Source organism: Hydrogenobaculum sp. Y04AAS1 (assembly GCF_000020785.1).
In the GTDB taxonomy this organism is placed as follows: domain Bacteria; phylum Aquificota; class Aquificia; order Aquificales; family Aquificaceae; genus Hydrogenobaculum.
The window spans coordinates 494,158-516,805 of record NC_011126.1 but is presented as its reverse complement, the minus strand read 5'-3'; the positions used below and the strand labels follow the sequence as shown (position 1 = coordinate 516,805).

At 34.5% G+C, this 22,648-nt stretch carries 21 protein-coding genes; 17 read left to right on the top strand and 4 right to left on the bottom strand.

What is annotated here, in order from left to right; genetic code table 11:
* Window positions 1-92 precede the first annotated feature (92 nt).
* The 16 genes from HY04AAS1_RS02905 to HY04AAS1_RS02830 all read left to right on the top strand — a co-directional run bounded on the left by HY04AAS1_RS02905 (window position 93) and on the right by HY04AAS1_RS02830 (window position 18,186).
* A complete protein-coding gene (locus HY04AAS1_RS02905) occupies window positions 93-371 on the top strand; it encodes a hypothetical protein (RefSeq protein ID WP_012513620.1) in 279 nt (92 codons plus the stop codon).
* Complete coding sequence (locus tag HY04AAS1_RS02900; protein ID WP_012513619.1) at window positions 368-694, top strand: metalloregulator ArsR/SmtB family transcription factor; 327 nt, start codon at window positions 368-370, stop codon at window positions 692-694. Before HY04AAS1_RS02905 ends, HY04AAS1_RS02900 begins: the two co-directional genes overlap by 4 nt.
* A complete protein-coding gene (locus HY04AAS1_RS02895; protein ID WP_012513618.1) occupies window positions 691-1,092 on the top strand; it encodes an arsenate reductase ArsC in 402 nt (133 codons plus the stop codon). The genes HY04AAS1_RS02900 and HY04AAS1_RS02895 overlap by 4 nt, the downstream gene beginning before the upstream one ends.
* Window positions 1,076-2,359: a TolC family protein gene (locus tag HY04AAS1_RS02890; protein WP_012513617.1), complete on the top strand. Its 1,284-nt coding sequence runs from the start codon at window positions 1,076-1,078 to the stop codon at window positions 2,357-2,359. Before HY04AAS1_RS02895 ends, HY04AAS1_RS02890 begins: the two co-directional genes overlap by 17 nt.
* Window positions 2,356-3,525: an efflux RND transporter periplasmic adaptor subunit gene (locus tag HY04AAS1_RS02885; protein ID WP_012513616.1), complete on the top strand. Its 1,170-nt coding sequence runs from the start codon at window positions 2,356-2,358 to the stop codon at window positions 3,523-3,525. Before HY04AAS1_RS02890 ends, HY04AAS1_RS02885 begins: the two co-directional genes overlap by 4 nt.
* Window positions 3,522-6,623 carry an efflux RND transporter permease subunit gene (locus tag HY04AAS1_RS02880; RefSeq protein WP_012513615.1) on the top strand — a complete coding sequence of 1,034 codons (3,102 nt, stop codon included), beginning with the start codon at window positions 3,522-3,524 and terminating at the stop codon, window positions 6,621-6,623. Before HY04AAS1_RS02885 ends, HY04AAS1_RS02880 begins: the two co-directional genes overlap by 4 nt.
* The gene (locus HY04AAS1_RS02875) at window positions 6,613-7,185 is read left to right on the top strand and encodes a hypothetical protein (protein ID WP_012513614.1); all 573 of its coding nucleotides are present in this window, start codon (window positions 6,613-6,615) and stop codon (window positions 7,183-7,185) included. Before HY04AAS1_RS02880 ends, HY04AAS1_RS02875 begins: the two co-directional genes overlap by 11 nt.
* Window positions 7,158-7,811, top strand: coding sequence for a MarC family protein (locus HY04AAS1_RS02870; protein ID WP_012513613.1), 654 nt, complete (start codon window positions 7,158-7,160; stop codon window positions 7,809-7,811). The genes HY04AAS1_RS02875 and HY04AAS1_RS02870 overlap by 28 nt, the downstream gene beginning before the upstream one ends.
* A gap of 24 nt (window positions 7,812-7,835) precedes the next feature.
* Window positions 7,836-9,287, top strand: a complete 1,452-nt coding sequence (locus tag HY04AAS1_RS02865; RefSeq protein ID WP_012513612.1) for a methyl-accepting chemotaxis protein — start codon at window positions 7,836-7,838, stop codon at window positions 9,285-9,287.
* 36 nt (window positions 9,288-9,323) lie between these two features.
* Window positions 9,324-9,680 carry a TraR/DksA C4-type zinc finger protein gene (locus HY04AAS1_RS02860; protein WP_012513611.1) on the top strand — a complete coding sequence of 119 codons (357 nt, stop codon included), beginning with the start codon at window positions 9,324-9,326 and terminating at the stop codon, window positions 9,678-9,680.
* Complete coding sequence (locus tag HY04AAS1_RS02855; RefSeq protein ID WP_012513610.1) at window positions 9,673-10,884, top strand: aminotransferase class I/II-fold pyridoxal phosphate-dependent enzyme; 1,212 nt, start codon at window positions 9,673-9,675, stop codon at window positions 10,882-10,884. The genes HY04AAS1_RS02860 and HY04AAS1_RS02855 overlap by 8 nt, the downstream gene beginning before the upstream one ends.
* 112 nt (window positions 10,885-10,996) lie before the next feature.
* A complete protein-coding gene (locus HY04AAS1_RS02850) occupies window positions 10,997-12,433 on the top strand; it encodes a leucyl aminopeptidase (protein ID WP_012513609.1) in 1,437 nt (478 codons plus the stop codon).
* On the top strand, window positions 12,430-13,776 hold the full coding sequence (locus tag HY04AAS1_RS02845) for an FAD-dependent oxidoreductase (protein ID WP_012513608.1): 1,347 nt from the start codon (window positions 12,430-12,432) through the stop codon (window positions 13,774-13,776). Before HY04AAS1_RS02850 ends, HY04AAS1_RS02845 begins: the two co-directional genes overlap by 4 nt.
* 1 nt (window position 13,777) lies before the next feature.
* Window positions 13,778-14,998 (top strand): histidine--tRNA ligase, encoded by a 1,221-nt coding sequence (hisS, locus tag HY04AAS1_RS02840; RefSeq protein WP_012513607.1) that lies wholly within the window; start codon window positions 13,778-13,780, stop codon window positions 14,996-14,998.
* Window positions 14,999-15,094: 96 nt separating this feature from the next.
* Window positions 15,095-17,635 carry an EAL domain-containing protein gene (locus HY04AAS1_RS02835; protein ID WP_012513606.1) on the top strand — a complete coding sequence of 847 codons (2,541 nt, stop codon included), beginning with the start codon at window positions 15,095-15,097 and terminating at the stop codon, window positions 17,633-17,635.
* Between the two features lie 8 nt (window positions 17,636-17,643).
* Window positions 17,644-18,186, top strand: coding sequence for a lytic transglycosylase domain-containing protein (locus tag HY04AAS1_RS02830; protein ID WP_012513605.1), 543 nt, complete (start codon window positions 17,644-17,646; stop codon window positions 18,184-18,186).
* Here the strand turns inward: HY04AAS1_RS02830 and dcd are convergent.
* Genes dcd through purS form a run of 4 tightly spaced genes read right to left on the bottom strand, consistent with a single transcriptional unit; the run spans window position 18,164 to window position 22,001 of the window.
* Window positions 18,164-18,697 (bottom strand): dCTP deaminase, encoded by a 534-nt coding sequence (gene dcd / locus HY04AAS1_RS02825; protein WP_012513604.1) that lies wholly within the window; start codon window positions 18,695-18,697, stop codon window positions 18,164-18,166. The genes HY04AAS1_RS02830 and dcd overlap by 23 nt on opposite strands.
* Window positions 18,694-21,117, bottom strand: coding sequence for an endopeptidase La (gene lon / locus HY04AAS1_RS02820; RefSeq protein WP_012513603.1), 2,424 nt, complete (start codon window positions 21,115-21,117; stop codon window positions 18,694-18,696). Before lon ends, dcd begins: the two co-directional genes overlap by 4 nt.
* Window positions 21,118-21,132: 15 nt before the next feature.
* Window positions 21,133-21,789: a phosphoribosylformylglycinamidine synthase subunit PurQ gene (gene purQ / locus HY04AAS1_RS02815; RefSeq protein WP_041308001.1), complete on the bottom strand. Its 657-nt coding sequence runs from the start codon at window positions 21,787-21,789 to the stop codon at window positions 21,133-21,135.
* Complete coding sequence (purS, locus tag HY04AAS1_RS02810; protein ID WP_012513601.1) at window positions 21,789-22,001, bottom strand: phosphoribosylformylglycinamidine synthase subunit PurS; 213 nt, start codon at window positions 21,999-22,001, stop codon at window positions 21,789-21,791. The genes purQ and purS overlap by 1 nt, the downstream gene beginning before the upstream one ends.
* A 153-nt stretch (window positions 22,002-22,154) precedes the next feature.
* Between purS and HY04AAS1_RS02805 the strand changes: the two genes are divergently transcribed.
* A complete protein-coding gene (locus HY04AAS1_RS02805; protein ID WP_012513600.1) occupies window positions 22,155-22,646 on the top strand; it encodes an SCP2 sterol-binding domain-containing protein in 492 nt (163 codons plus the stop codon).
* Window positions 22,647-22,648 lie beyond the last annotated feature (2 nt).

Genomic DNA, 22,648 nt, shown 5'->3' with positions numbered 1-22,648 from the left:
ATTAAAAGGTATAAAATCACTATGAGAAAACTCATTGCATATATAAAAAATTTTTTATATAATAAATACTAACCTAAAAGGAGGTAATGTTTATGGAAGGTAAAAAGCTAAAAGACGTAAGCGAAGTAAAACAAACCCAAGAAGGTGTTAAAATAGATATAGTAGAAGATGTGGATCCAAGCAAAGTAGAGCAAATAGTGGAAAACTGCAAAGCAGGAAGATGTGAGTGTATGAGCGATGAAGTTAAAGCTAAGGTTAGTTTTATGGATTTTAAGAAAGAAAACGGCAAGCTTAGCATAGAGATAAAAGGCGATTTGACAGAAGAGGATATAAAAGCTTCTATGGAAAAATCCAAGGTAATAGTAAAATGACAAAAGAAGAGCTAAGGCGCATATTTTATGCGCTTTCTGATGATATAAGGCTTGAGATAGTAAGTATGCTACTAAAAGAAGAAGAGATATGCGTATGTAGTTTCATGAAGCATTTTAACATGTCTCAGCCAAATATCTCTTTTCATCTTAGGATTTTAAAAGATGCTTCTTTGTTAAAAGCTAGAAAACAAGGCAAATGGGTTTATTATTCAATAAACAAAGAAAACCAAGTTTTGGAGCTTTTAAAAGATATCATAATAGAATCTGTAAATGTTGACATAGATTATTTATCTTGTAGTATAGAGGAGGGGCCAAGATCATGAACATAGCTTTTATATGCGTGGGAAACTCTTGTAGAAGCCAAATGGCAGAGGGCTATGCAAAGCATTTTCTAAAGGATTTAAAATCCAAACACAACATATACTCCGCTGGGATGAACCCAAAAGATCAAATACATCCTTTGGCCATAGAGGTAATGAAAGAAGATGGGATAGATATAAGTTCTCAATACCCAAAAGCCTTGGAAGATATACCTCTAAAAGACCTTGATATATATATCACGCTTTGCGGTGAAGAGGCTTGCCCAAACATACCAGGAGTTAAGCATCTTCACTGGGGTTTAGAAGACCCAGCCAAAACAAACGATATAAACGTTTTTAGAAACGTTAGAGACATCATAAAACAAAAGGTAAAAGATTTTTTGTATGAACTTGAAACTTAAAATTTTTATATCTGGTCTTATCTTAAGTGTAAACGGGTTTTCTTTGAGCCTAAAAGAGGCTATAGATCTTAGTCTAAAGCACAACACCTTTATCCAAAAAGCCAAAAACAACATCTATATAAAAGAGCAAGAGCGCAAAAAAGCCATAGTGTCAAAACTTGGTGAGGTAGATCTAAACGCCGATACATCAAAATTTAACACCCCAAGGTATCTCATACCCTTTGTAGTAACGCTTCCAATTTCACCAAGTTCAATACCCCCAAGCGCTTACAATTTGACTACATTGTCTTTGTCTTATACAATCCCTTTGTTTACTGGTTTTAAGCTTTTAGAAAATATAAAAATATCTGATTTAGCACGCAATATAGCAAGGTACAACTATAAACTCACCAAAAGACAAATCGTTTTCAACGTATACTCTTTATATATAAACGGCATTATCCTAAAAAAAGATCTCATGGCTCAACAGGAAAGGCTAAAAGCCTTAGAAAAGTTTTATCAAGATGTGTCTTTGGGAGTAAAGCTTGGAAAGTTTGCACCGGTGGATTTGATGAAAGTTCAATACGAGTTAGCTCTAACTAAAGCCAGTATAAAATCCATAAAAGACGATATAGACTCTGTAAAAGCATCTTTAAACACGCTAACAGGTTTAAAATCTATAGATTGGCATTTTGAACCTATCAAGTACAAAGAAGAGCATTTTGGAAATTTAGAACAACTTATAAATATAGCCCTAAAAAACAGATATGAGCTAAAAGTGGCAAAAGAAAACGAATATATTGCCAAAAGAAAGCTTTTCCTGTCCAAAAGTTCATATCTACCAAATATTTATTTTAACTACACATATTCAAAAATCATAGGTGGTGGTGCCGAAGAGCCCCAATGGAGTTATAACCTTATGGCATCTATGCCAATATTTGATTTTGGGAAAAGGTATTTTGATATACTATCAACTCACAAAGAATACCTAAATACAAAAAAAGACTACGATCAAACCGCCCTTGATATAAGAAAAGAGGTGGTAGATGCTTATTCAAAATTAAACTCCGCAAAAGAAAACTTAAGAGCTTCTCAAAAAGCGCTTGCTTACGCAGAAGAGGTGATGAAGATAGAAGAACTAAAGTATAAAACTGGTGCTGGGGATATGTATGATACTCTTTTGGCGATAGCAAACTTCTACAACACACTTGCAAATATGTATAAAAATAAATATACCCTTTATCTCATGCAAAAATATATGGATTACGTGTTAGGAGAGAAGTTATGAAAGCTAAAGCAGTTGGTATTGTTATAGCTATTCTTGTAATAGTTTTGGCTATTTACGCTTTTATAAAAAGAAAAGAGTATATAGAAAATGAAAAAGCGGCAAAGGCATATCCTATCGTATTAAAAACGGCAACGACACAAGAGGGAACAATAGCTGATAAAGAAACATTTTTGGGTAGATTTGAACCCAAAAACGAGGCAAGTATAGCATCGAGGGTGAGCGCTTATATCCTCTATGTGGCTAAAGAAGGCACAAAAGTTAAAAAAGGAGATTTGTTGGTAAAATTAGACAACTCAAATATAGTTTCTAATATAAACGCTTTGAGAAATAACCAAGCATCTATAGCTTTTCAACAAGAGGCTTTAAAAAGAAACCTAAGAGCTTTAAAAACCAAATACCAAAACCAAAAAAAGATATATGAAAGAGACACGGTGCTTTATCATCACGATGCTATATCAGAAGAGGCTTTTGAAAAATCCCAAGACTTGTATCAAGAGGCAAAGTCCCAATATGAGGCTACTATAAATCAAATAGAAGGGCTCTCACAGACGATGATGGGCATTGGCAATCAAATAAAGGGTTTAGAAGATGATCTAAAGTATACAACCATTGTAGCTCCTTTTGATGGTGTGGTATCAAAGCGCTATTTAAAAGAAGGAAATTTAGCGATCCCCGGAAAACCAATCATTGATTTGGAAGGCACCGATGGTAAGTATGAGGTTTATGTGGATGTGCCACAAGACTTTGTAAATTATGTAAAAGTAGGTGATGTAGAAACCATAAAACTAAATGGAAAAACTCAAAATGCCACAGTAGAAACCATCATACCAAAAGCCCAAAACAATATGATAAGCATAAAACTATATTTAGACAAAAACACCATAGGTGCAATCCCAGATATGTATATAAAAACAGAGCTTACAAAAGGTCAGTGTAGCGCTGCTCTTATACCAAAAAATGCAGTAAATCATACATCAAAAGGCTATTATGCTCTTGAGATAATAAACAACAAAGTCCATTGGGCAGCTTTTACACCCATTGCAAGAAACGACGAGTATTTTTGTACAAAAGATATACCTCCAAATGTAAGACTTGGTATAGCAAATAGATCTGAGATGCTATCTATCCAAGAAGGACAAAAGGTTCTAACAGAGGGCTCAAAATGATAAACTACTATATAAAAAAGCCCCACGTAGTTTTTGCTACTCTTATAGTGGCTCTTTTTCTTGGGATCGTTGGATATTTTGAGCTCCCAAGGGATTTGTTTCCACCTTCCAACAGGCCTCAGGTGGCAGTAGTGACTATAGAACCCGGTGCTTCTTCCAAATATGTAGCCGATCATGTTAGTTCTGTGATAGAAAGAGAGCTTTATACTATAGACGGAGTAAGAAGGGTGTTTTCTGCTTCTCAGGATGGGCTTTCTGTGGTCACTGCAGAGTTTCATTACGGTAAAAGCATAGGCCAAGCAGAAACAGACGTGGCAAACTCCATCACAAAGATAAGAAGCTTACTTCCTTCAGATATTCAAGAACCAGCCATATATCCCATCACCTCTTACACCCCACCGGTGGTAGTATTAGGCGTATGGCCTAAAAAGGGTGCAAACTTATCTCTTGCAGACGTAAGGTATATAGCAGATAACTATCTAAAACCCTCTCTTCTTAGAACAGGTGTCGTATCAAACGTGGATGTGTTTGGGGGTTATCAAAAAGAGATAGATGTAGAAATAGACCCCATAAAACTTGCCTCTTATCATCTAAGCGTTTCAGATGTTATAGATGCTGTTAAGTTTGCCAATAAAGATGTCCCCATGGGTATTATATTAAACAAAAACTCCCAATATGTATTTAAGCTAAAAACTGAAGCCAAGAGCTTAAATCAAATTGAGAACATATACATAACACCCAATATAGCCCTAAAAGATATCGCCACCGTCAAATACGCTATCCAAGATCCAAGATCCATGTATAGAGCCAACAGGCATCAGGCTATAGCCCTAGCTATACAAAGGCCTTACGGAGGAGCTGCTCTTACCACTATAGATGCGGTTTATAAGCTTTTGCCAAAATTAAGAAACGAGTTTCCAGAACTAAACATACAAGTAGCTGATTCTCAAAAAAGACTAATAGAGTTATCAAACGACAACATGTTTGAAGCTCTGAGAGATGCAATTATATTTACATCTTTGGTGATATTTATATTCTTAGCAGATCTTAGGATGACTTTGATCTCAGCTATGTCAATACCTTTTGTTTACGCTGGTACCATAGGTATTATGTGGATACTGGGTATAGAGTTTAACTTAGTTACCCTTACAGCTATAATCCTTGCACTTGGCATGCTTGTAGATGATGCTATAGTTATACTTGAAAATATAGAAAGGCATTATGTAGAGCTTAATAAAGGCCCAATACAAGCGGCAATCGATGGTACCAAAGAGGTTATGCTTGTGGTGTTTGCCGGGACTTTGGCTACGTCTATAGTGCTTTTGCCACTTTTGTTTGTAGGAAGCTATCCTGAACGTATATTTAGACCTTTGGCTGGAACGCTTATAATAGCGGTGCTTGTTTCTTATATTGTTTCTATAACGTTTATACCTATTGTTAGTATTAGGTTTTTAAAATCTGAAGGTAAAAAACTACCCTTTGAGACATTTATAAACAACGTTGTAGAAAAAATACTAAACCCTCTTAAAAGCTTTTATATAAGCTGGAACGCTCTTATGATAAACAACAAAATGGCTATGAGGGTTTTTATGATTTTGGGAGTGCTTCTTTTTGTTGTAAGTTTAAGAGATATCTTACCTTTAGAAGGAAGAGATCTTATGCCGCCTATGGATACTGGTATTGCTCTAGCAAAAGTAACATTTTATCCAAACACATCTATATACAAAGTAGATGAAGAAACCGCCAAGATAGAAAAATACATATATAGCTTAAAATCAGACGGCAGATACGTTACAAAAACCACATCCATAGCCATAGGTACAGAACCAGGTGTTTTTACAGTGGGTGGTGGTACGCCTTACCAAGCTTCAATGACTATTCATTTTATAAATCGCTTCAAAAGGACAAAAACTTTGTGGCAACTTGAAGATGAGATAAGAAATTTTATACATACGCTTCCGGATGTTGAGTATGCGGATGTTTATGATTATGGCGCTACAGCAGTTTCTTCTATAACCGCTAACCTCGATGTAACACTTTTTAGCCCATCTTTGAGCGCTCTAAACGAATCGGGTAATGAGATTATGAAAGTACTTGCCCATACCAAAGGTCTAAAATCCTACTCAAGATCTTGGGATATGAACGCTTTGGAATATGATTTTAAGATAGATAAGCAAAAATGTGCATTTTATCATACTACTCCTTTTGCCGTAGCATCGCAGGTGGCTCAAGGGCTTAGCGGTGTGGTTTCATCTGTTTTCACAATACCAAATCAAACTGGATATCTCATAAGGGTTATATCCTATCCTCAAGATAGGGACAAGCTTTTTAAGTTTAAAACTTATCCTATAAAAACACCAGATGGATTTATACCATTGGAAGCTTTTGGACATTTTGTAGTAAGTCATCAACCCACCGTTATCACAAGACAAGCTATGGAATATACCCTTGATCTTTATGGTTATAGATCTACATATCCAATCACTCATATAATGGATAGTTTTGACAGAGAATTTAAGAAACTACACATAAAACTCCCACCAGATGTAAAAATGGAACAAACGGGAGATATATCCATGATGAGCGATTCTATGGGTAGAATGGCAAAAGCCATAGGTATAGGCATAGTGCTTCTTTATCTGGTGCTTGTGCCTGTGTTTGGTTCTTGGAGATCCCCTCTTGCTATCATACTTGCAATACCTCTTGGTGCAATAGGCGGTGCTTGGGCACTTCTTATTATGGATAAACATGGCTCATTGCCAGCTATTATGGGTTTTGTGCTTTTAGGAAGCATAATAGTTAAAAACTCAATGCTTCTTATAGATTTTATCCAAGAGCGTCAAAAAGAGGGTATGGATTTAAAACAAGCCATATCAGAAAGTATAAGACTAAGGACAAGGCCTGTTTTGATGACAGCCTTTGGTACAGCAGTGGGTATGATACCAATAGCCTTAGAATGGGCTATAGGACTTGAAAGACTTGCTCCTTTGGCAGCAGTGGCTATAGGTGGACTTCTTTTAGGTACGTTTTTAAGCTTGGTTTATGTACCAACGTTTTATTATTTACTTTCTAAAAAAGGACAAAACAATGAAACCTAAAGTATATATCATCCCGGCTATATCCATGTTGTTTTCAATATTTGCCTTGTTTGAGGCTTTTACAAAGAGTATAAGACATGATGTTATAAATTACATCAAGGTGTCATCTTACGATACGGGATATCTGTTTTTGCTTTTGTATGTGATACCTGTTTTACTTATTTTTATTCACGTTAAAAGCCTAAAAGGAAAAACCAACAAGTTTTATCCAATGGGTATACTATACAGTATGGTGGGGCTTGTACTTAGTATCTTAGTAAGTGTTAGAAAAGCCGATGTTTTTTTTGATTTTGTAGTAAAATACCATCCTTACATATACATATTTCCCATTTTTGCGATAGCGATGTTTTTGAGGAAAATGAACAAAAAGCTGTTTTTAGCAGTACTCTTGTTGGATGTTGTTTATACTTTGCTTTTAATAAAATATTTGCCGATACACCATTTACATATAAATGTTTCTTCTACTTATACAAAAATGGCGTTTACCTATCTTATACTTATGTTTTTACATATAATAGCTTACAATAAACTAAAATGGACAGAAAGCAGGCAATTGACATAATTTATTTTATAATAAAATTTAGCATATCTATTTTTGCTATCCTAAATCCCTTTGGTGCTTTGCCGGTGCTTGTAAGCCTCACAAAAGGCTATACAAAGGAGGATAGATCTTATGTAATAAGAACATCTTCCATATACGCGGGTCTTACTTTGATATTTTTTGTGTTGTTTGGCGATCTTTTGTTCGAAATATTTGGTATAGGTCTTGGAGCTTTTCAAATAGGCGGTGGTATCATACTATCGTTTGTATCTATAAATATGATATTTGGCCAGCCCCATAGAGAAAGGGCTTCCAATCAAGAGCTTGAAGAGGCTGAACAAAAAGAAAATATAGCTATAGTACCCATAGCGATACCACTCTTAGCAGGACCTGGTGCTATTAGTACTGTTATAACAATAGCGTCCTCTTACCGTAGCGTATTTTACCATGTCTTGTTGATTTTGAGTATTTTAGTGGCCTGTATAGGAGTGTTTTTAGTTTTTAAAAGCGTAGATAAAATAGTCAAAATACTTGGTAAAATTGGTATAAACATCTTATCAAGGCTTATGGGGATACTTCTGATGTCTTTGGCTATGCAGTTTATTATAAAAGGAATACAGTTAGCGTTTCCTACTTTAGGAAAGTAAAATTTTTTATGATATAATATTTTTATGAAAAGGTTATCATCGCTTGAAAAGATTCAGTATGCTAACATACTATCTATAGTAATATTTGCTATATCTTTGATAGTAGAGATTTACCAATATGGTTTATTTGATGTAGCAAGGGTTTTAAATATTTTTAACTTCTTAGCAGCATGGTTTATTTTTGTAAATATAAGGAAAGTCCAATCGTTTATAAAAGACACTGCCAACGTATTAAAAGAAGCTTCTAATGGTGAGCTAACAAATAGAATAACCACTCATGATGCTGGAGAATTAGAGCTCTTAAGAGAAAGCGTTAACAATTTACTAAATCAAATAGAAAGCTTTATCGTAGATTTAACAAATATAATAAAAGCCGCATCTAGTAAAAATACCGATGTAAAAATAGATGAGTCTATATTCAAAGGTAGTTTTTCTGAGGTAGCCAAGGGGTTTAAAGAGCTTTTAAATTTAATAGAAGAAAACGAAAGATTTATGGAAAGAGCAAACTTTTCTCAACAACTTTCTAAAATAGGTGGAGGAATATCTTCTAACCTAAAGTTAATAGAAAAAGATATAAAGAATATATTTAATAAGTTAAACGTAATAAAAGATCAAAGTGCCCAGACCTCTCAGCTGTCAAAAGACGCCACTAAAGATGTAGAGGATGTGGTAAAGGATTTACAAAATATTTTAGAAGATATTAAAAATTCAAATGACTCCATACAGACTCTTGTATCTAAAACAGAAAGTATAACCAAGATATTGAGTGTTATAAGAGAGATTGCCGACCAAACAAATATGCTGTCTTTAAATGCTGCCATAGAAGCAGCCCGTGCTGGTGAACAGGGAAGAGGCTTTGCGGTGGTAGCGGATGAAGTAAGAAAACTCTCCACAAAAACTCAGAAAGCTACGGATGATATTGCAAAAGTTATTACAGAACTTCAAGTGTATAATAAAGAAGCTAGCAGCCGCATTGATGAGATGATAAAAAGTGCATCACTTTCTACAAAGTCAATAGATAAATTAAAAGATGTGATAGAAGAATTTGATAAATCCGCTGAATATAGCGCAAACCTTGTTTTATATTTATCAGACGTAGCCGGTATGCTTTCTAAAAAGATAAGCCATATAATCTTCAAACATCAAACCTTTACATCGGTATACATCAACAAACTAACTTTTGATTATAAAGATGAAAACAGCTGTGAATGCGGTCTATGGTATAACTCAGAAAATGCAAATAGATTTAGAAAGTATAACGACTTTAATATCATCGGTGAGCTTCATAAGGAATTTCATAATCTTGTTTATGATATTGTGTCTAAAATAAACAAAGGTGAGGATCTATTTAATTATAAAGAACAGCTTTTAGATATGTTAAATAAGCTAGAGAATCTAAGTGGAGAAATGTTTGATTATACTGATAAAGTTGTAGAAAATGAAGAAAAAGACATGCTTATTCGTGAACAAATTTAATAGCTTTTTAGATAAAAATACATTATATTATTATATATGCTGACAGAAGAGCAGTTGAATGAACTTAAAAATATGCTAATAGAGCAAAAAAATATGATAATAGAAAGACTTGAAAAACAAATAGACGATGTAGAAGACGTTACTTTTTCAGGCGGGGACGAGCTAGATAGAGGAGGCCTTGAAGGTTCTAGGCTTTTAAGATATAGGACTACTGATAGAGAAACGAAATTACTTAAAAAGATTGAATATACGCTGGCTAGGATAGAGAATGGTACATACGGGTATTGTGAAGTATGCGGAGCAGAAATACCTTACGAAAGGTTAAAAGCAAGACCCGTCACAAGTATGTGCATAAGATGCAAAGAGTTAGAAGAGGAGAACGAGGATGGATAATTGGATGTTTCCGCGTATTAAAAGTTTACCGCCATATGTGTTCGCTGTGGTAAACGAGTTAAAAACAAACATGAGAAAAAACAATGAAGACGTTATAGACTTGGGTATGGGAAACCCAGATTTACCCCCAAATCAAGATGTTATAGAAAAACTCTGTGAGACTGCCAAAAAGCCAGATGTGCATGGTTATTCGGCATCAAAAGGTATACCAGGTCTAAGAAGGGCAATAGCGAGTTTTTATAAAAAAAGATACGATGTAGATTTAGACAAAGATAGAGAAGTTGTAATGACAATGGGGGCAAAAGAAGGTTATTCTCATCTTATGCTTGCTATGTTATCGCCAGGGGACAGTATAGTAGTAAGCAATCCCACATACCCTATACACTATTATGCACCCATTATAAGTGGAGGTAACGTCATAAGCATAAATATAGAAGAACCAGATTCAGAAGATTTTGAAAACAAATACCTTGAAAATCTTTTTAATTTAGTTAAAAATAGTTTAAAAAAGCCGGTAGCTATAGTGCTTAACTTTCCCCATAATCCCACAACGGCTACTGTTAGTCTTGAGTTTTTCAAAGAGGTTGTAGCTTTTGCAAAATCAAGAGATATATGGCTTATACACGACTTTGCTTATGCTGATCTTGGTTATGATGGATATACACCTCCTTCTATCCTCCAAGTGGAAGGGGCCAAAGATATAGCTGTAGAGCTTTACTCGATGTCTAAGGGCTTTTCAATGGCTGGTTGGCGGGTAGCTTTTATGGTAGGCAACGAAATACTTGTCAAGAACCTTGTTCATCTTAAAAGCTACTTAGACTATGGTCTTTTTACACCTATTCAAGTGGCTTCTATAAAAGCTTTGGATGGAGATTACTCTTTTGTAGAAAAAAATAGGGATATTTATAAAAAAAGAAGGGATGTGTTGATAAAAGGTCTAAACGATATGGGATGGCATGTAAAACCGCCAAAAGCTGGTATGTTTGTCTGGGCCAAGATACCTTCTTCTCTTAATATGAATTCTTTGGATTTTTCAATGTACTTACTAAAAGAAGCTAAAGTGGCTGTATCTCCCGGGGTGGGTTTTGGCGAAATGGGAGAAGGATATGTTAGGTTTGCTTTGGTAGAAAATGAAAAGCGTATAAGACAAGCTTTAAAAAACATGAAAAAAGTCTTAAGCCATCAGCTTAAACTTAGTGCATAATATATGTATATAGTCCAAATACCGCCTGCTGAGGCATGGACACACTATAATGGCGGGATAGAAATACCTCAGCCCAAGCCGGCATCTCAGGTTTGGTTTTAATGGCAAGGTTATGTTTGTAAACTCTGTTAAAAGCGTAAAACCAGAAGATGTAAAAGTTTTCCTAATAGAAGGTACTTCTTTGAAGCTTTTAGAAAAACATATTAAAAATTTTAAAAGCCTAAAAACAACTATAGAAAAAACAATGGAAGTGGAAAGGTTTAAAGGTAAAAAGGGAGAGTTTATTAAACTTATAGATCCTATTGTTTATATTTTTTCCTTGGGAGAGCCAGATAAGATTACAGAGGATGTGTATAGAGAAGTGGCAGCAAAAGCAAGTGCAAAACTAAAAAAAGATAAAGTATCTAAGGCTGTGTTAATAGCTGATACAAGATATTCAAGAGCTATTACAGAAGGGCTATTATTAGGAAACTATGATTTTGATAAGTATAGGACCAAAGACAAGGAAGAAAAATTTGACGTAGAAGCTATCAACATATTAAACGGAGATCAAAAGAGTATAAATATCGGCAGTATAGTGGCTGATGCTCAAGTTTTTTCAAGAAACCTCGTAAACGAACCCGGATGTGTTATAAATCCTATAACACTTGCAGATATAGCAAAAAAAGAGTGTGAAAAAGTTGGCTTGAAGGTTCATGTGTACGATGAAAAATGGATTCAAGAACAAGGTATGAACGGCCTTTGGATGGTGGGCAAAGGTTCTGAGACTCCACCAAGGTTTATGCACATAATATATAAACCTAAGAAAAATAAGAAAAATAGAAAGAAACTTGCTATCGTGGGTAAAGGACTTACCTTTGATAGCGGCGGGTTAAATATAAAAACTGGTGACTACATGAGAACTATGAAGTTAGACAAATCTGGGGCTTGTAATACAATAGCTATTATGAGAGCTATAGCAAAACTTGAACCAGATGTTGAAGTACACGGGTTTATAGGAGCAGCTGAAAATATGCCAGATGGCAAAGCTTATAGACCAGATGATATAATAGTGTTTAGAAACGGTAAAACCGCCGAGATAGACAATACAGACGCAGAAGGTAGAGTAACTTTGGCAGATGTATTATCTTATGCTTCCGAACAAAAACCGGATGTTATAATAGATATGGCTACCCTTACTGGTGCTTGCGTAGTAGCGCTTGGTGAATTTACTGCAGGACTTTTCATAAATGATCAAGAGCTTGGAAACGCGCTTTTAGAGATTTCAAAAAAAACTGGCGAAAGGCTTTGGCAACTTCCATTAGATGATGAAAATCTAAGGGAAAAGATAAAATCTCCCGTGGCGGATATTAAAAATACAGGTGGAAGATACGGCGGTGCTATAACGGCTGCTATGTTCTTGCAAGAGTTTGTAGGAGAAGGCATAAAATGGGCTCACCTTGATATAGCAGGACCAGCTTTCACAGAAAAAGAATACAAATATTATTCAAAAGGCGGTACAGGTTTTGGTGTGAGAACACTTATTGATTACATATTAAATACAAAATGATAGTAATAGTAGGAAATGGCCCTGCGGCAGTTAGTGCCGTAGAGGCTATAAGAAAAGTAGATAAAGATATACCAATAAGGCTTTTTTCCGCCGAGAGTTTTCCAGCATACGCCCCAAACTGCATGGAAAACGTCTTAAGAGAAGACATAAGCGAAGAGGCTCTTTTTTTTAAAGGTGGCTTTGAGTTTTATAAAAAAAATAACGTTGATATCTTTTTGGAGACTCCAATAGTAGAAATAGATCCAGATGCTAAAAGCCTAAAAACCAAAAGCGGTGAGACATATAAATACGATAAGTGTCTTGTGGCTATAGGCACCTATTCTTTTATACCTCCTATAGAAGGTGTGGACTTAAAAGGGGTTTTTAGTGCCAAGAGCTTATCGGATGTTTACAAAATAAAAGATTATCTAAAAAGAAACGAAGTGAAAAATATCGTTATCATAGGAGCAGGTCCAATAGGCGTAGAAGACGCCCAGACACTTTTACATATGGGATACAAGGTGCACGTTGTAGAGATATTCGACAGAATACTTCCAAGGATGCTGGACCATCAAATGTCTTATATTTATCAACAAGCTTTAGAAAAAGAAGGTATAAATTTTTATACTGGGCATCAGGTAATAGCCATTCAAGGAAAAGATGGAAAAGTAAAATCCGTGTTGGTAAAAAAGCTGTCAAATGACAATAGCTTTGAAATAAATGCCGATATGGTAATTATGTCAGTGGGGGTAAGACCCATTATAAACGTAGTTAAAGATGTAGAAATACACAAAGAAAACGGAAGAATTGTAGGTGGTATACTTACAAATGAGCATCAAGAAACATCTGTGAAAGATATTTACGCTGCAGGGGATATATGTTCAAGTATAGATATATGGGGTCACCATAGATGGATAGCTCTTTTTCCGGCAGCTGTTCAAGAAGGTTACGTGGCTGGTTTTAACATGGTAGGCAAAAAGACTATAAACACTGGAAGCGTTGATTACAATGCCGTTAAAACAAAAAAAGTAACGGCTGGTTCTGGTGGTCTTTTTGAAGATGCTGATAAGTCTTTGGTCTTTGAGAAAGATGGCATCTTTTTTAAGGTTTTTATAAAAAATGACTTAGTGTACGGATATCAATTTGTAGGATACAAAAATCCCATAAAACTAAATCCAAGAAATAGAATTTTATCCTCAAAGGAAATAAAAATGGGTGGTATTGGCTTAGAATCTTCAGGTGTTTTAATGCACCATTTTATGAGAACAAAAAAACCGCTGACCAAGTTTGATATAGAGTCTATGAAGATGGGTAATCTAAGAGCCCTTTCAAATCCAGCCCAAGATATACCTCTTTGGGTATAGTATGGAACATATAAAAGCCATAAGGGGATTTGATGATATATTCTTTGAAGAGACAAAGAAGTTTAGGTATATAACAGATACTTTTAGGAAGCTTTTTGAAGTTTACAATTTTGAAGAGATAATTCTTCCTATAGTTGAATACAAAGAACTTTTTGATAGAAGCGTAGGTGAAGTCACAGACATTGTTCAAAAAGAGATGTTTGTGTTTGAAGACAAGAGTAAAAGACTACTGACATTAAGACCAGAAGGCACGGCTGGAGTGGTGAGGTCAGTGGTAGAACATGGACTTTTGTATAAAAAACCTTTCCTAAAACTTTTTTACGAAGGGCCTATGTTTAGATATGAAAGACCTCAGTCTGGTAGAAAACGCCAATTCCATCAAATAGGTTGTGAAGTTTTAGGTCTTGATAGTCCAATTGCCGATTTTGAAATAATAAACCTTTGTTTTGATGCTTTTAAAAAACTAAACATAGATATAACCCTTGAAATAAACTCTATTGGATGCCCCGTATGTAGGCCAAAATATAGAGAAGCTCTAACAAATTATCTTAAAGATATCGAAGGACTATGTAAGGATTGTGAAGAAAGGCGCTTTAAAAATCCCTTAAGGATCTTGGATTGTAAAGTTGAAACCTGCAAAGATCTTACAAAAGAAGCTCCAATAATGCTTGATTATCTTTGTGAAGATTGTTCTAATCATTATAAAAGCCTAAAAATATATTTGGATTCTTTTGGAATACCTTACAAAGAAAATCCACGCCTTGTGAGGGGTTTAGATTATTATACAAAAACTGTGTTTGAATTTGTAAAAGATAATCTTACCCTTTTAGCCGGTGGAAGATACGATAATCTAGTAGAAAGTTTGGGTGGTCCAAAAACACCTGCTGTGGGTTTTGCCGCTGGTATAGAGCGTATTATGTTGTTTTTAAAATCCCAATACAAAGAAGAGTTATACGCTGTAGTTTACATAGAAAACACGGTATTAGAGGCTTTAGAGGCTTTAAAAGTTGCAAATATTCTAAGGGAAAAAGGCAAAAGGGTAGAGCTTATATCAAAAGGATCGAATTTAAAGAAAAAGCTTGAGATAGCCGACAAATTACATGCTTCATACACCTTAATCATTGGCCCAGAAGAGTTGAAAAAAGGCATTTATATATTAAAAAATATGAGTACAAAAGAGCAGCAAAAGATAGGAGATTTAGAATCCTTGTTTAATGCATAATGCACAAGTATATAAGAACTTACTATATTATTTAACATTCATTGATTTATATCATTTATATTTGCATTTTTACTTTATTTGGTTATAATAAATGAGATGCTTAAATTGAAAAAACTCAGCGTTTTTATATTGCTAATAGCGGGACTTGTGTCTGTCTTAGTAGCTGCAACTCTAATTGTTACGATGAATACATACATAAATGATGTTAAAAGCATAACTATACAACAATCCAAAGCTTTAGCTCAACAAACGTTTAGTGATATGTTTCAAATAATGAAAACAGATTGGACTAAAGAACAACTAGAAGATTTCCTTAAAAGTTTAGAAACTGCCCATAAAAATTCTAATACCAAAGTTTATATATATAGAGGAAAGTTGGTAGATGAGTTATTTGGCAAAATAAATCAGAAAAAACCTAGCCCTTATGTTGATAAGGTATTCAGAACTGGAACATTCTATTCTTATAAGACCGACTCATCTATCAGATATTTTTATCCGTTAAAGGCTCAAAATGTATGCTTAAGATGCCACATAAACGCTAAAGTTGGAGATACGCTAGGCGTTATAGAAGTAAAATCAAACATATATAATGCTATACACAAAATAGAAGTTGATATTTTTAAAAGTTTATTCTTTTCTTTGGTTGTTATCGTTGCAGGAGCATCGTTTGTATCGTTTGTAATTATGAAAGTAATTCATTCCAATGTAAATAAATTTAAAAAAGAAATAGAAAACATAGTTTCTGTAGATGACTTAACCAAAATAAATTTTAGTAACATAGATTTTTTCTTCAATGAAATAAATGAGATAAGAGATAGTATATCTACTCTTGTAGAAAAATTAGCTAAGATTACTGTAGATAAGGAAATACTAGAATTTGAGATAAAACTATTAGAGCAATTTATAATTACATCAGAAGCTATAGCAAATTGGCAAGAATTTTTAGAAGGTCTATTAAAAGATATAGCTAAGCTTATGGACTTTGTATTTTTCTACACTATTTTCAGAACTGGAGAAGATAAGTTTGAATCGTTTATTTTTTGGAGATGTAAATGTGAAGGCTACAAGAAAAAAGTAGAAGAAGATATTTTGAAATCCCTTAAAACTTCTGGTATATACGTGCCTGGTGCAAAGGTGGACTTTCAACATATCTTGCTTGAAAATTCAATAGAAATAATAGATTACGAGAAAATAGCTAAGTTGTCAAAGAATCTTATACTAGAAAAGCCGTTGATAGGTGGTTCAGTAGGTATAGGTATAAGCTTTCAAGCTAGTGAAAACGAAGTTAAAAAGATGGCTGTAGAAGCTTTATTAGCAACGATTTTAAATATTATAGGTTCTATAAAAGCTATAAACAAATATACTAAAGAGCTCGAATATTATGCTACTAGAGATCCGCTTACCAATCTTTACAATCAGAGAGTTTTCTGGGAGCTATTAGAATACGAAGTAGAGAGAGCCAAAAGGCATAATTATAAATTTTCTTTGTTGGTTATAGATTTTGATAATTTCAAATTAATTAATGATGCATATGGTCATACGGTCGGTGATAATTTTTTAAGGAGAGTAGCTAAAATAATAGAGGCCAATTTTAGAAACGAAGACATAATAGCAAGATATGGCGGAGACGAATTTGTAGTTATAATGCCATATACTGATGCAGAACAAGCTTTCAGCGCCTCTAAAAGACTATTAGATGATATAGATAAGTTTTCTATGGAAGTAAACAGTGGCAAATATGCAAAAGCAACGATCTCTATAGGAGCTGCGGTGTATCCAGACCATGCTAGAGCGGCAAAAGAGTTATTTGTCTTAGCCGATAATCTGTTATATAAAATGAAAGAAGAAGGCAAAAACGGTATAAAATTGCCGTCAGACGAAGATCTGGGAGTGTTTGCGCAAGAATTTGGGAAAATCAGTTTCTTGCTAATGGAAACGATAGATAAGAAAAAAGTAATTCCATATTTTCAACCTATAATAGATATAAAAACTATGAAACCATATGCATATGAAGTATTGATGAGGATAGAAGATAATGGAGAAATATTATCAGCTTACAAATTTATAGAGATTGCCGAGACACTAGGATTAGTGTATAAACTTGATTATATTTTAATAGAAAAAGCTATAGATACTATAGTTAAACATAAATTGCCGGATAATATTAAAATATTCTTTAACCTTTCCCCTAAATCTCTAATAATAGGGGATTTCATAGACAAAGTTAAAAGCATTCTAACACAATATAGCTTTCCATCTACCCGCATAGTATTTGAAATTACAGAGAGAGATACAATAAAAAATATAGAAATAATAAAAAAATTTGTACAGGCTTTGAAGTTAGAAGGCTTCTCTTTCGCTATAGATGATTTTGGTGCAGGTTTTGCTTCTTATGCATATATCAAACACTTTCCAATAGACTTTGTAAAAATAGATGGTGAAATAGTAAGAACGATGACTTCTAATAAAATAGATGAAGCATTCATAAAAAGCACTGTAACATTAACAAAAGCCTTAAATATGAAAACTATTGCAGAATTCGTCGAAAATGAAGAGACGTTACAGGCTCTAATTTCTGCTGGTATAGATTTTGTTCAAGGGTATTATGTAGGCAAACCTTCAAAGAATTTATTATAATATTTGATATGAAAAGTTTTAATATAAGTATACTTTTGGCAATGTTTTTCGTTGTTTTCAGCTTTTACACTAAAAAGGTATACGCTTTTCAATATAAATATTGCTTTGAACAGGCCGCAAATAAGTATGGTGTAAATGCAAAACTCCTTTATGCCATAGCAAAGGTTGAGAGCAATTTTAATTCATATGCAATAAATGTGAATGCCGATGGTAGAAGTATAAAAGAATATTATCCAAAGAATAAATATCAAGCCAAAATAGTGTTAAATTATTTGCTTAGTCATGGCTACAACTTTGATGTAGGAATAGCTCAAATAAATATAATAAACATAAAAAGATGGGGTTTGAACCCTTACGCTCTGTTAGATCCTTGTTATAACCTTGACGTATCTGCTAAACTTTTGAGAGAGCTTGTGGATAGGTACGGGCTTAGCTGGCAAGCCATATGGCATTACAACGGAAGGCCTTCTTACGCTTATAAAGTATACCATGCGCTCATATGGCTTCAAAACCATAATAGCATATACGCTACTTCTTATCAAAATCCATAAAAATCTTTGAAGGTGTAGCTCCTTTTTGACATAAGTATTTGCCTCTGTAAACTTTGCTTGGTATTTCGTCAAGTTTAGCAAAAACAAGTTGACATATCCTCATGCCTTTGTAAAGCTTAATAGGATATTTGTTAGCATTGTAAAGCTCTAGCGTAATTTGACCTTCAAATCCAGCGTCTACCCAACCAGCATTTTCTATGAAAAGCCCAAGACGCCCCAAGGAGCTTCTTCCTTCTACAAAAGCTGTTATAAATTCTGGAAGTTTTATATATTCCATGGTGGAGGCCAATAAAAATTCGCCGGGGTTTATAATAAAATATTCTTCGAAAGTTACAGTTTTTGCCTGTATAGGGCTTTTAATATCTATTATATCTAGCTCTTCGTAAAAAGCTATCGAATTACTAAGTCTTAGATCCAAAGAAGAGCATTGCAAAGAAGATTCATCAAAAGGCTCTACTATAATTTTTGAGCTCTTTATGTAGTCCAATATGGTTTTATCGCTTAATATCAAGGCTTCTCCTTAGCTTTTTTGGGTTTGGAGCCTTTTTTAGGCTTCTGCTTTACAATGTTATCCTTAAAAACAATTTTAAACACTTCATCTAGATGGTCTACAAAGTGAAATTGCATTTTTTCTTTCACATAATCTGGCAAATCTTCCATTACTTCAACTTTGTTTTTTGATGGTAGTATCACTTCATATATACCGGCTCTTTTTGCAGCAAGAATCTTTTCTTTAACACCACCTATGGGTAAGACCCTTCCTCTTAAAGTAACCTCGCCCGTCATAGCTACGTCAAGTCTTACTGGCTTTTCTGTAAATATCGACAATATACCAGTAGCTATAGCAATGCCAGCCGATGGGCCGTCTTTTGGTACAGCACCTTCTGGAACGTGTATATGTACATCGTATTTTGTAAACAAGGAGCTATCTATTCCATACTGATCTGCCTTTGATTTTATATAAGAAAGAGCAGCTTGGGCAGATTCTTTCATAACATCACCTAAAGAACCGGTCAATATAAGAGCTCCTTTGCCTTTTAATTTTGTAACCTCTATATACATTATTTCACCGCCTACTTCGGTCCAGGCAAGACCAGTAACAAGACCAATAGCTTGTTCTAATTCTTCTTTTTCTCTGATAATACGAGGTACGCCAAGGAGTTCTTTAATGGCAGTTTTATTTATTACAAAAGGCGGTTTTTGACCTTTTAGTTTTTTAACAGCCAATTTTCTCAATAAAGATGCCAACTTTTGTTTGAGGTTTCTAACACCTGCCTCTCTTGTATAACTCCTAATAACTTCTAATATAGCTTCATCTTCTATGTTTATTTCCGATTCTTTAAAGCCGTGATCTTTTATGATGGCGGGTAACAAATGATTTTTCGCTATATGAAGCTTTTCTTCTTCAGAATACCCGGAAAGATAAAGCACTTCCATTCTATCTAAAAGAGGTTGTGGTATAGTATCTACTCTATTGCCAGTTGCTACAAAAAGCACTTCCGAAAGATCAAAAGGATGCCCTATGTAAAGATCCGTAAAAGACTTATTTTGTTCTGGATCCAACACCTCTAAAAGAGCTGCCGCTGGATCTCCCTGGAAAGACACAGACAGCTTGTCTATCTCATCAAGCATGATAAGAGGATTTTTAACGCCAGCTTGCTTTATGGCTTGAATTATGCGCCCTGGCATAGCCCCTACGTATGTTCGCCTATGGCCTCTTATTTCTGCTTCATCTCTTATGCCACCTAAAGAAATCCTTACAAATTTTCTTCCTGTAGCTTTTGCTATAGATTGCCCCAAGGATGTTTTTCCAACCCCTGGTGGTCCAATAAAACAAAGTATTGTAGACTTAGAGCCCTTACCCTTTGTAAGTTTTCTGACAGATAAGTATTCTATTATACGCTCTTTTATCTTTTCTAAATCGTAATGGTCTTTATCCAAAAGTTTTTGAGCTTTTTCTATATCAAAGATATCTTTTGTTTTTTTGTTCCAAGGAAGTTCAAAAATCCAATCAAGCCATGTCCTTATAACTGTGCTCTCTGCTGATTCTGGATACATCTTTGATAATCTATTTATCTGTTTTTCTATATCTTCTTTTACAGATTTTGGCACTTTTAATTTTTTTAATTTCTCTAAATATTCTTTTACCTCTGCTTGTCTATCGTCGCTTTCCCCAAGCTCTTCTTGTATTGCTTTCATCTGCTGTCTTAAATAGTATTCTTTTTGCTCCTTTTCCATTTTTTCTCTGGCACTATTTTTTATTCGATTTTGCAACTCCAATATGCCCACTTCCGAAAGGAGCAAATCATGGATTTTGACAAGCTTTTTCTTAAGATCTGTAATCTCTAATATGCTTTGAGCATCTTGGGCTTTTAAATCAAGTATAGAAGCGACAAGATCTAAAAATTTATCTAACTCTTCGGTTTCCCTAACTATCCCTACAAAATCAGGTATTATTTGCTTACCCAAATTGACAGCCTTTTCTATTAAATCTTTTATAGAATTTACATAAGCCTTTTCTTTTGGTGGTAAATCATCTATTTTTATTATTTCTTCTTTGATCGGCAAAACATCTGCAACATAAATGTTGTTTACTTTTTCTAAAGCTTTGAGCTCGCCCTTTTCTAAACCTTGGGCCAGTATCTTAAGTCTACCATCTTCCAGAGGAACTGCCCTTAGTATTTTAACTATAGTACCTATTTTATATAGCTCGTTAAGAGACTTTGGCTCTTCTTGGTCTCTATCTTTTTGTAGTACAAAAAACATAAGCTTATTATGTTTAAAAGCATCTTCTATAGCTCTTACAGAAAAAGGCCTTCCTACAAAAAGTGGTATAACCATTCCGGGAAATACTATAATATCTCTTAGCGGCATCAAATTTAACTTTTGAATTTCTTGATTTACGTAAATGTTTTGGGTTTCTAAATCCATATTGCCTCCTTTAAGTTAGGCTATAAGAGAATGCCAAATTTTTAGGCCATCCAAACCACCTAAAATATCTTCGGATATACGCTCAGGATGAGGCATCATACCTACTACGTTACCAGTTTTGTTGCACACCCCAGCGATGGAATTCAAAGAACCGTTTGGATTTTCTCCTTCGTATCTAAACACCACTTGGTTATTCTTCTCAATTTCTTCCAACACATCTTCAGGCGCATAAAATCTACCATCGTGGTGAGCTATGGGTAGCACTATTGTCTCCTTTTCTTCTAATTCTTTTGTAAAAGCTGTAGAAATATTTTCTACTGATATATTTACCCTTTTGCATATAAATCTATCGTTTTCGTTTGGAAGAAGTGCTCCAGGCAAGAGTCTTAACTCTGTTAAAATTTGGAATCCGTTGCATATACCAAGCACATATCTACCTTTCGCTGCAAAGTTTACTATGGCTTCTGCCAGAGGTGTTTTGGAAGCTAAAGCCCCCGGTCTTAAATAATCTCCGAAAGAAAACCCTCCTGGTAATATAACGGCGTCAAAGCGCTCCAAATCTCCAACGGTATAATCAATTAACTCTGCGTCTTCTTGTAAAATGTCTTTTACTATATAGTAAGTATCGTAATCGCAGTTAGAACCCGGAAACACGCAAATACCTATTTTCATCATAGCACTTCGTAATCTTCAATAAGTGGATTTATAATATAATCTTCAATCATCTTTTGTAGATTTTCAAGTGAATCAGCTTCTATTTCTATTATTTTCCCTATTCTTACATCTTTTATATCGAAACCAGCTTCGTTTAACACATCTTTTAAAGCCCTACCTTGAGGATCTAGAATACCTTCTTTTGGTGTTATTATTACTCTTTTCTTCATGATTTTATTATAAATCATTTTATTGCGTTAGGTGGAAAATTTAGTAATTAGAATATTGTTATATTTGTATCTCTTTTCTCTGCATAAGAAATAATTAAGTATGTATTTATCTAAATAATATAAACTTTATAAAGAATTTCAAGGAGGTTTTTTATGAAAAAAGCTATTTTAGCTATGGGTTTAGTAGGTATATTGAGCGGTTCTGCTAATGCTATTGTGATGATGGACGCAAGCTATGCCAGAGAGCTTTGTAGTCTTTGGGACCAAACGCCGGCACTGGTGGGTATGGCCTCTTCAAGTAGTGAATGGAGAGGAGCGCCTGTAAGAAAGCTGTTTTTATACAGAAAAGATTGCTCTCCTAGAAAACAAATTGAGCTATATATTCAGAATATGAACGGGAAAGCCGAATGTATTTATGGTGGTTGGGCAAAAGATGGACGCACTGGAAACGATTTTCTTATGTATGCTACCACAAAACATTGGATAGAAATGGGTAGAGGTGAATACGGCCCAATGCATGCCATGATGTTTGGTGAACTCTCATTTTCTGGCCCTAAATTTGTGGCTATGGCTAATATGGGACCGTTTTCAAAGTTTTTAAGGCTTTTAGGAAGAATACCTGCTCAAACCAACGTTTGTCCTTAATC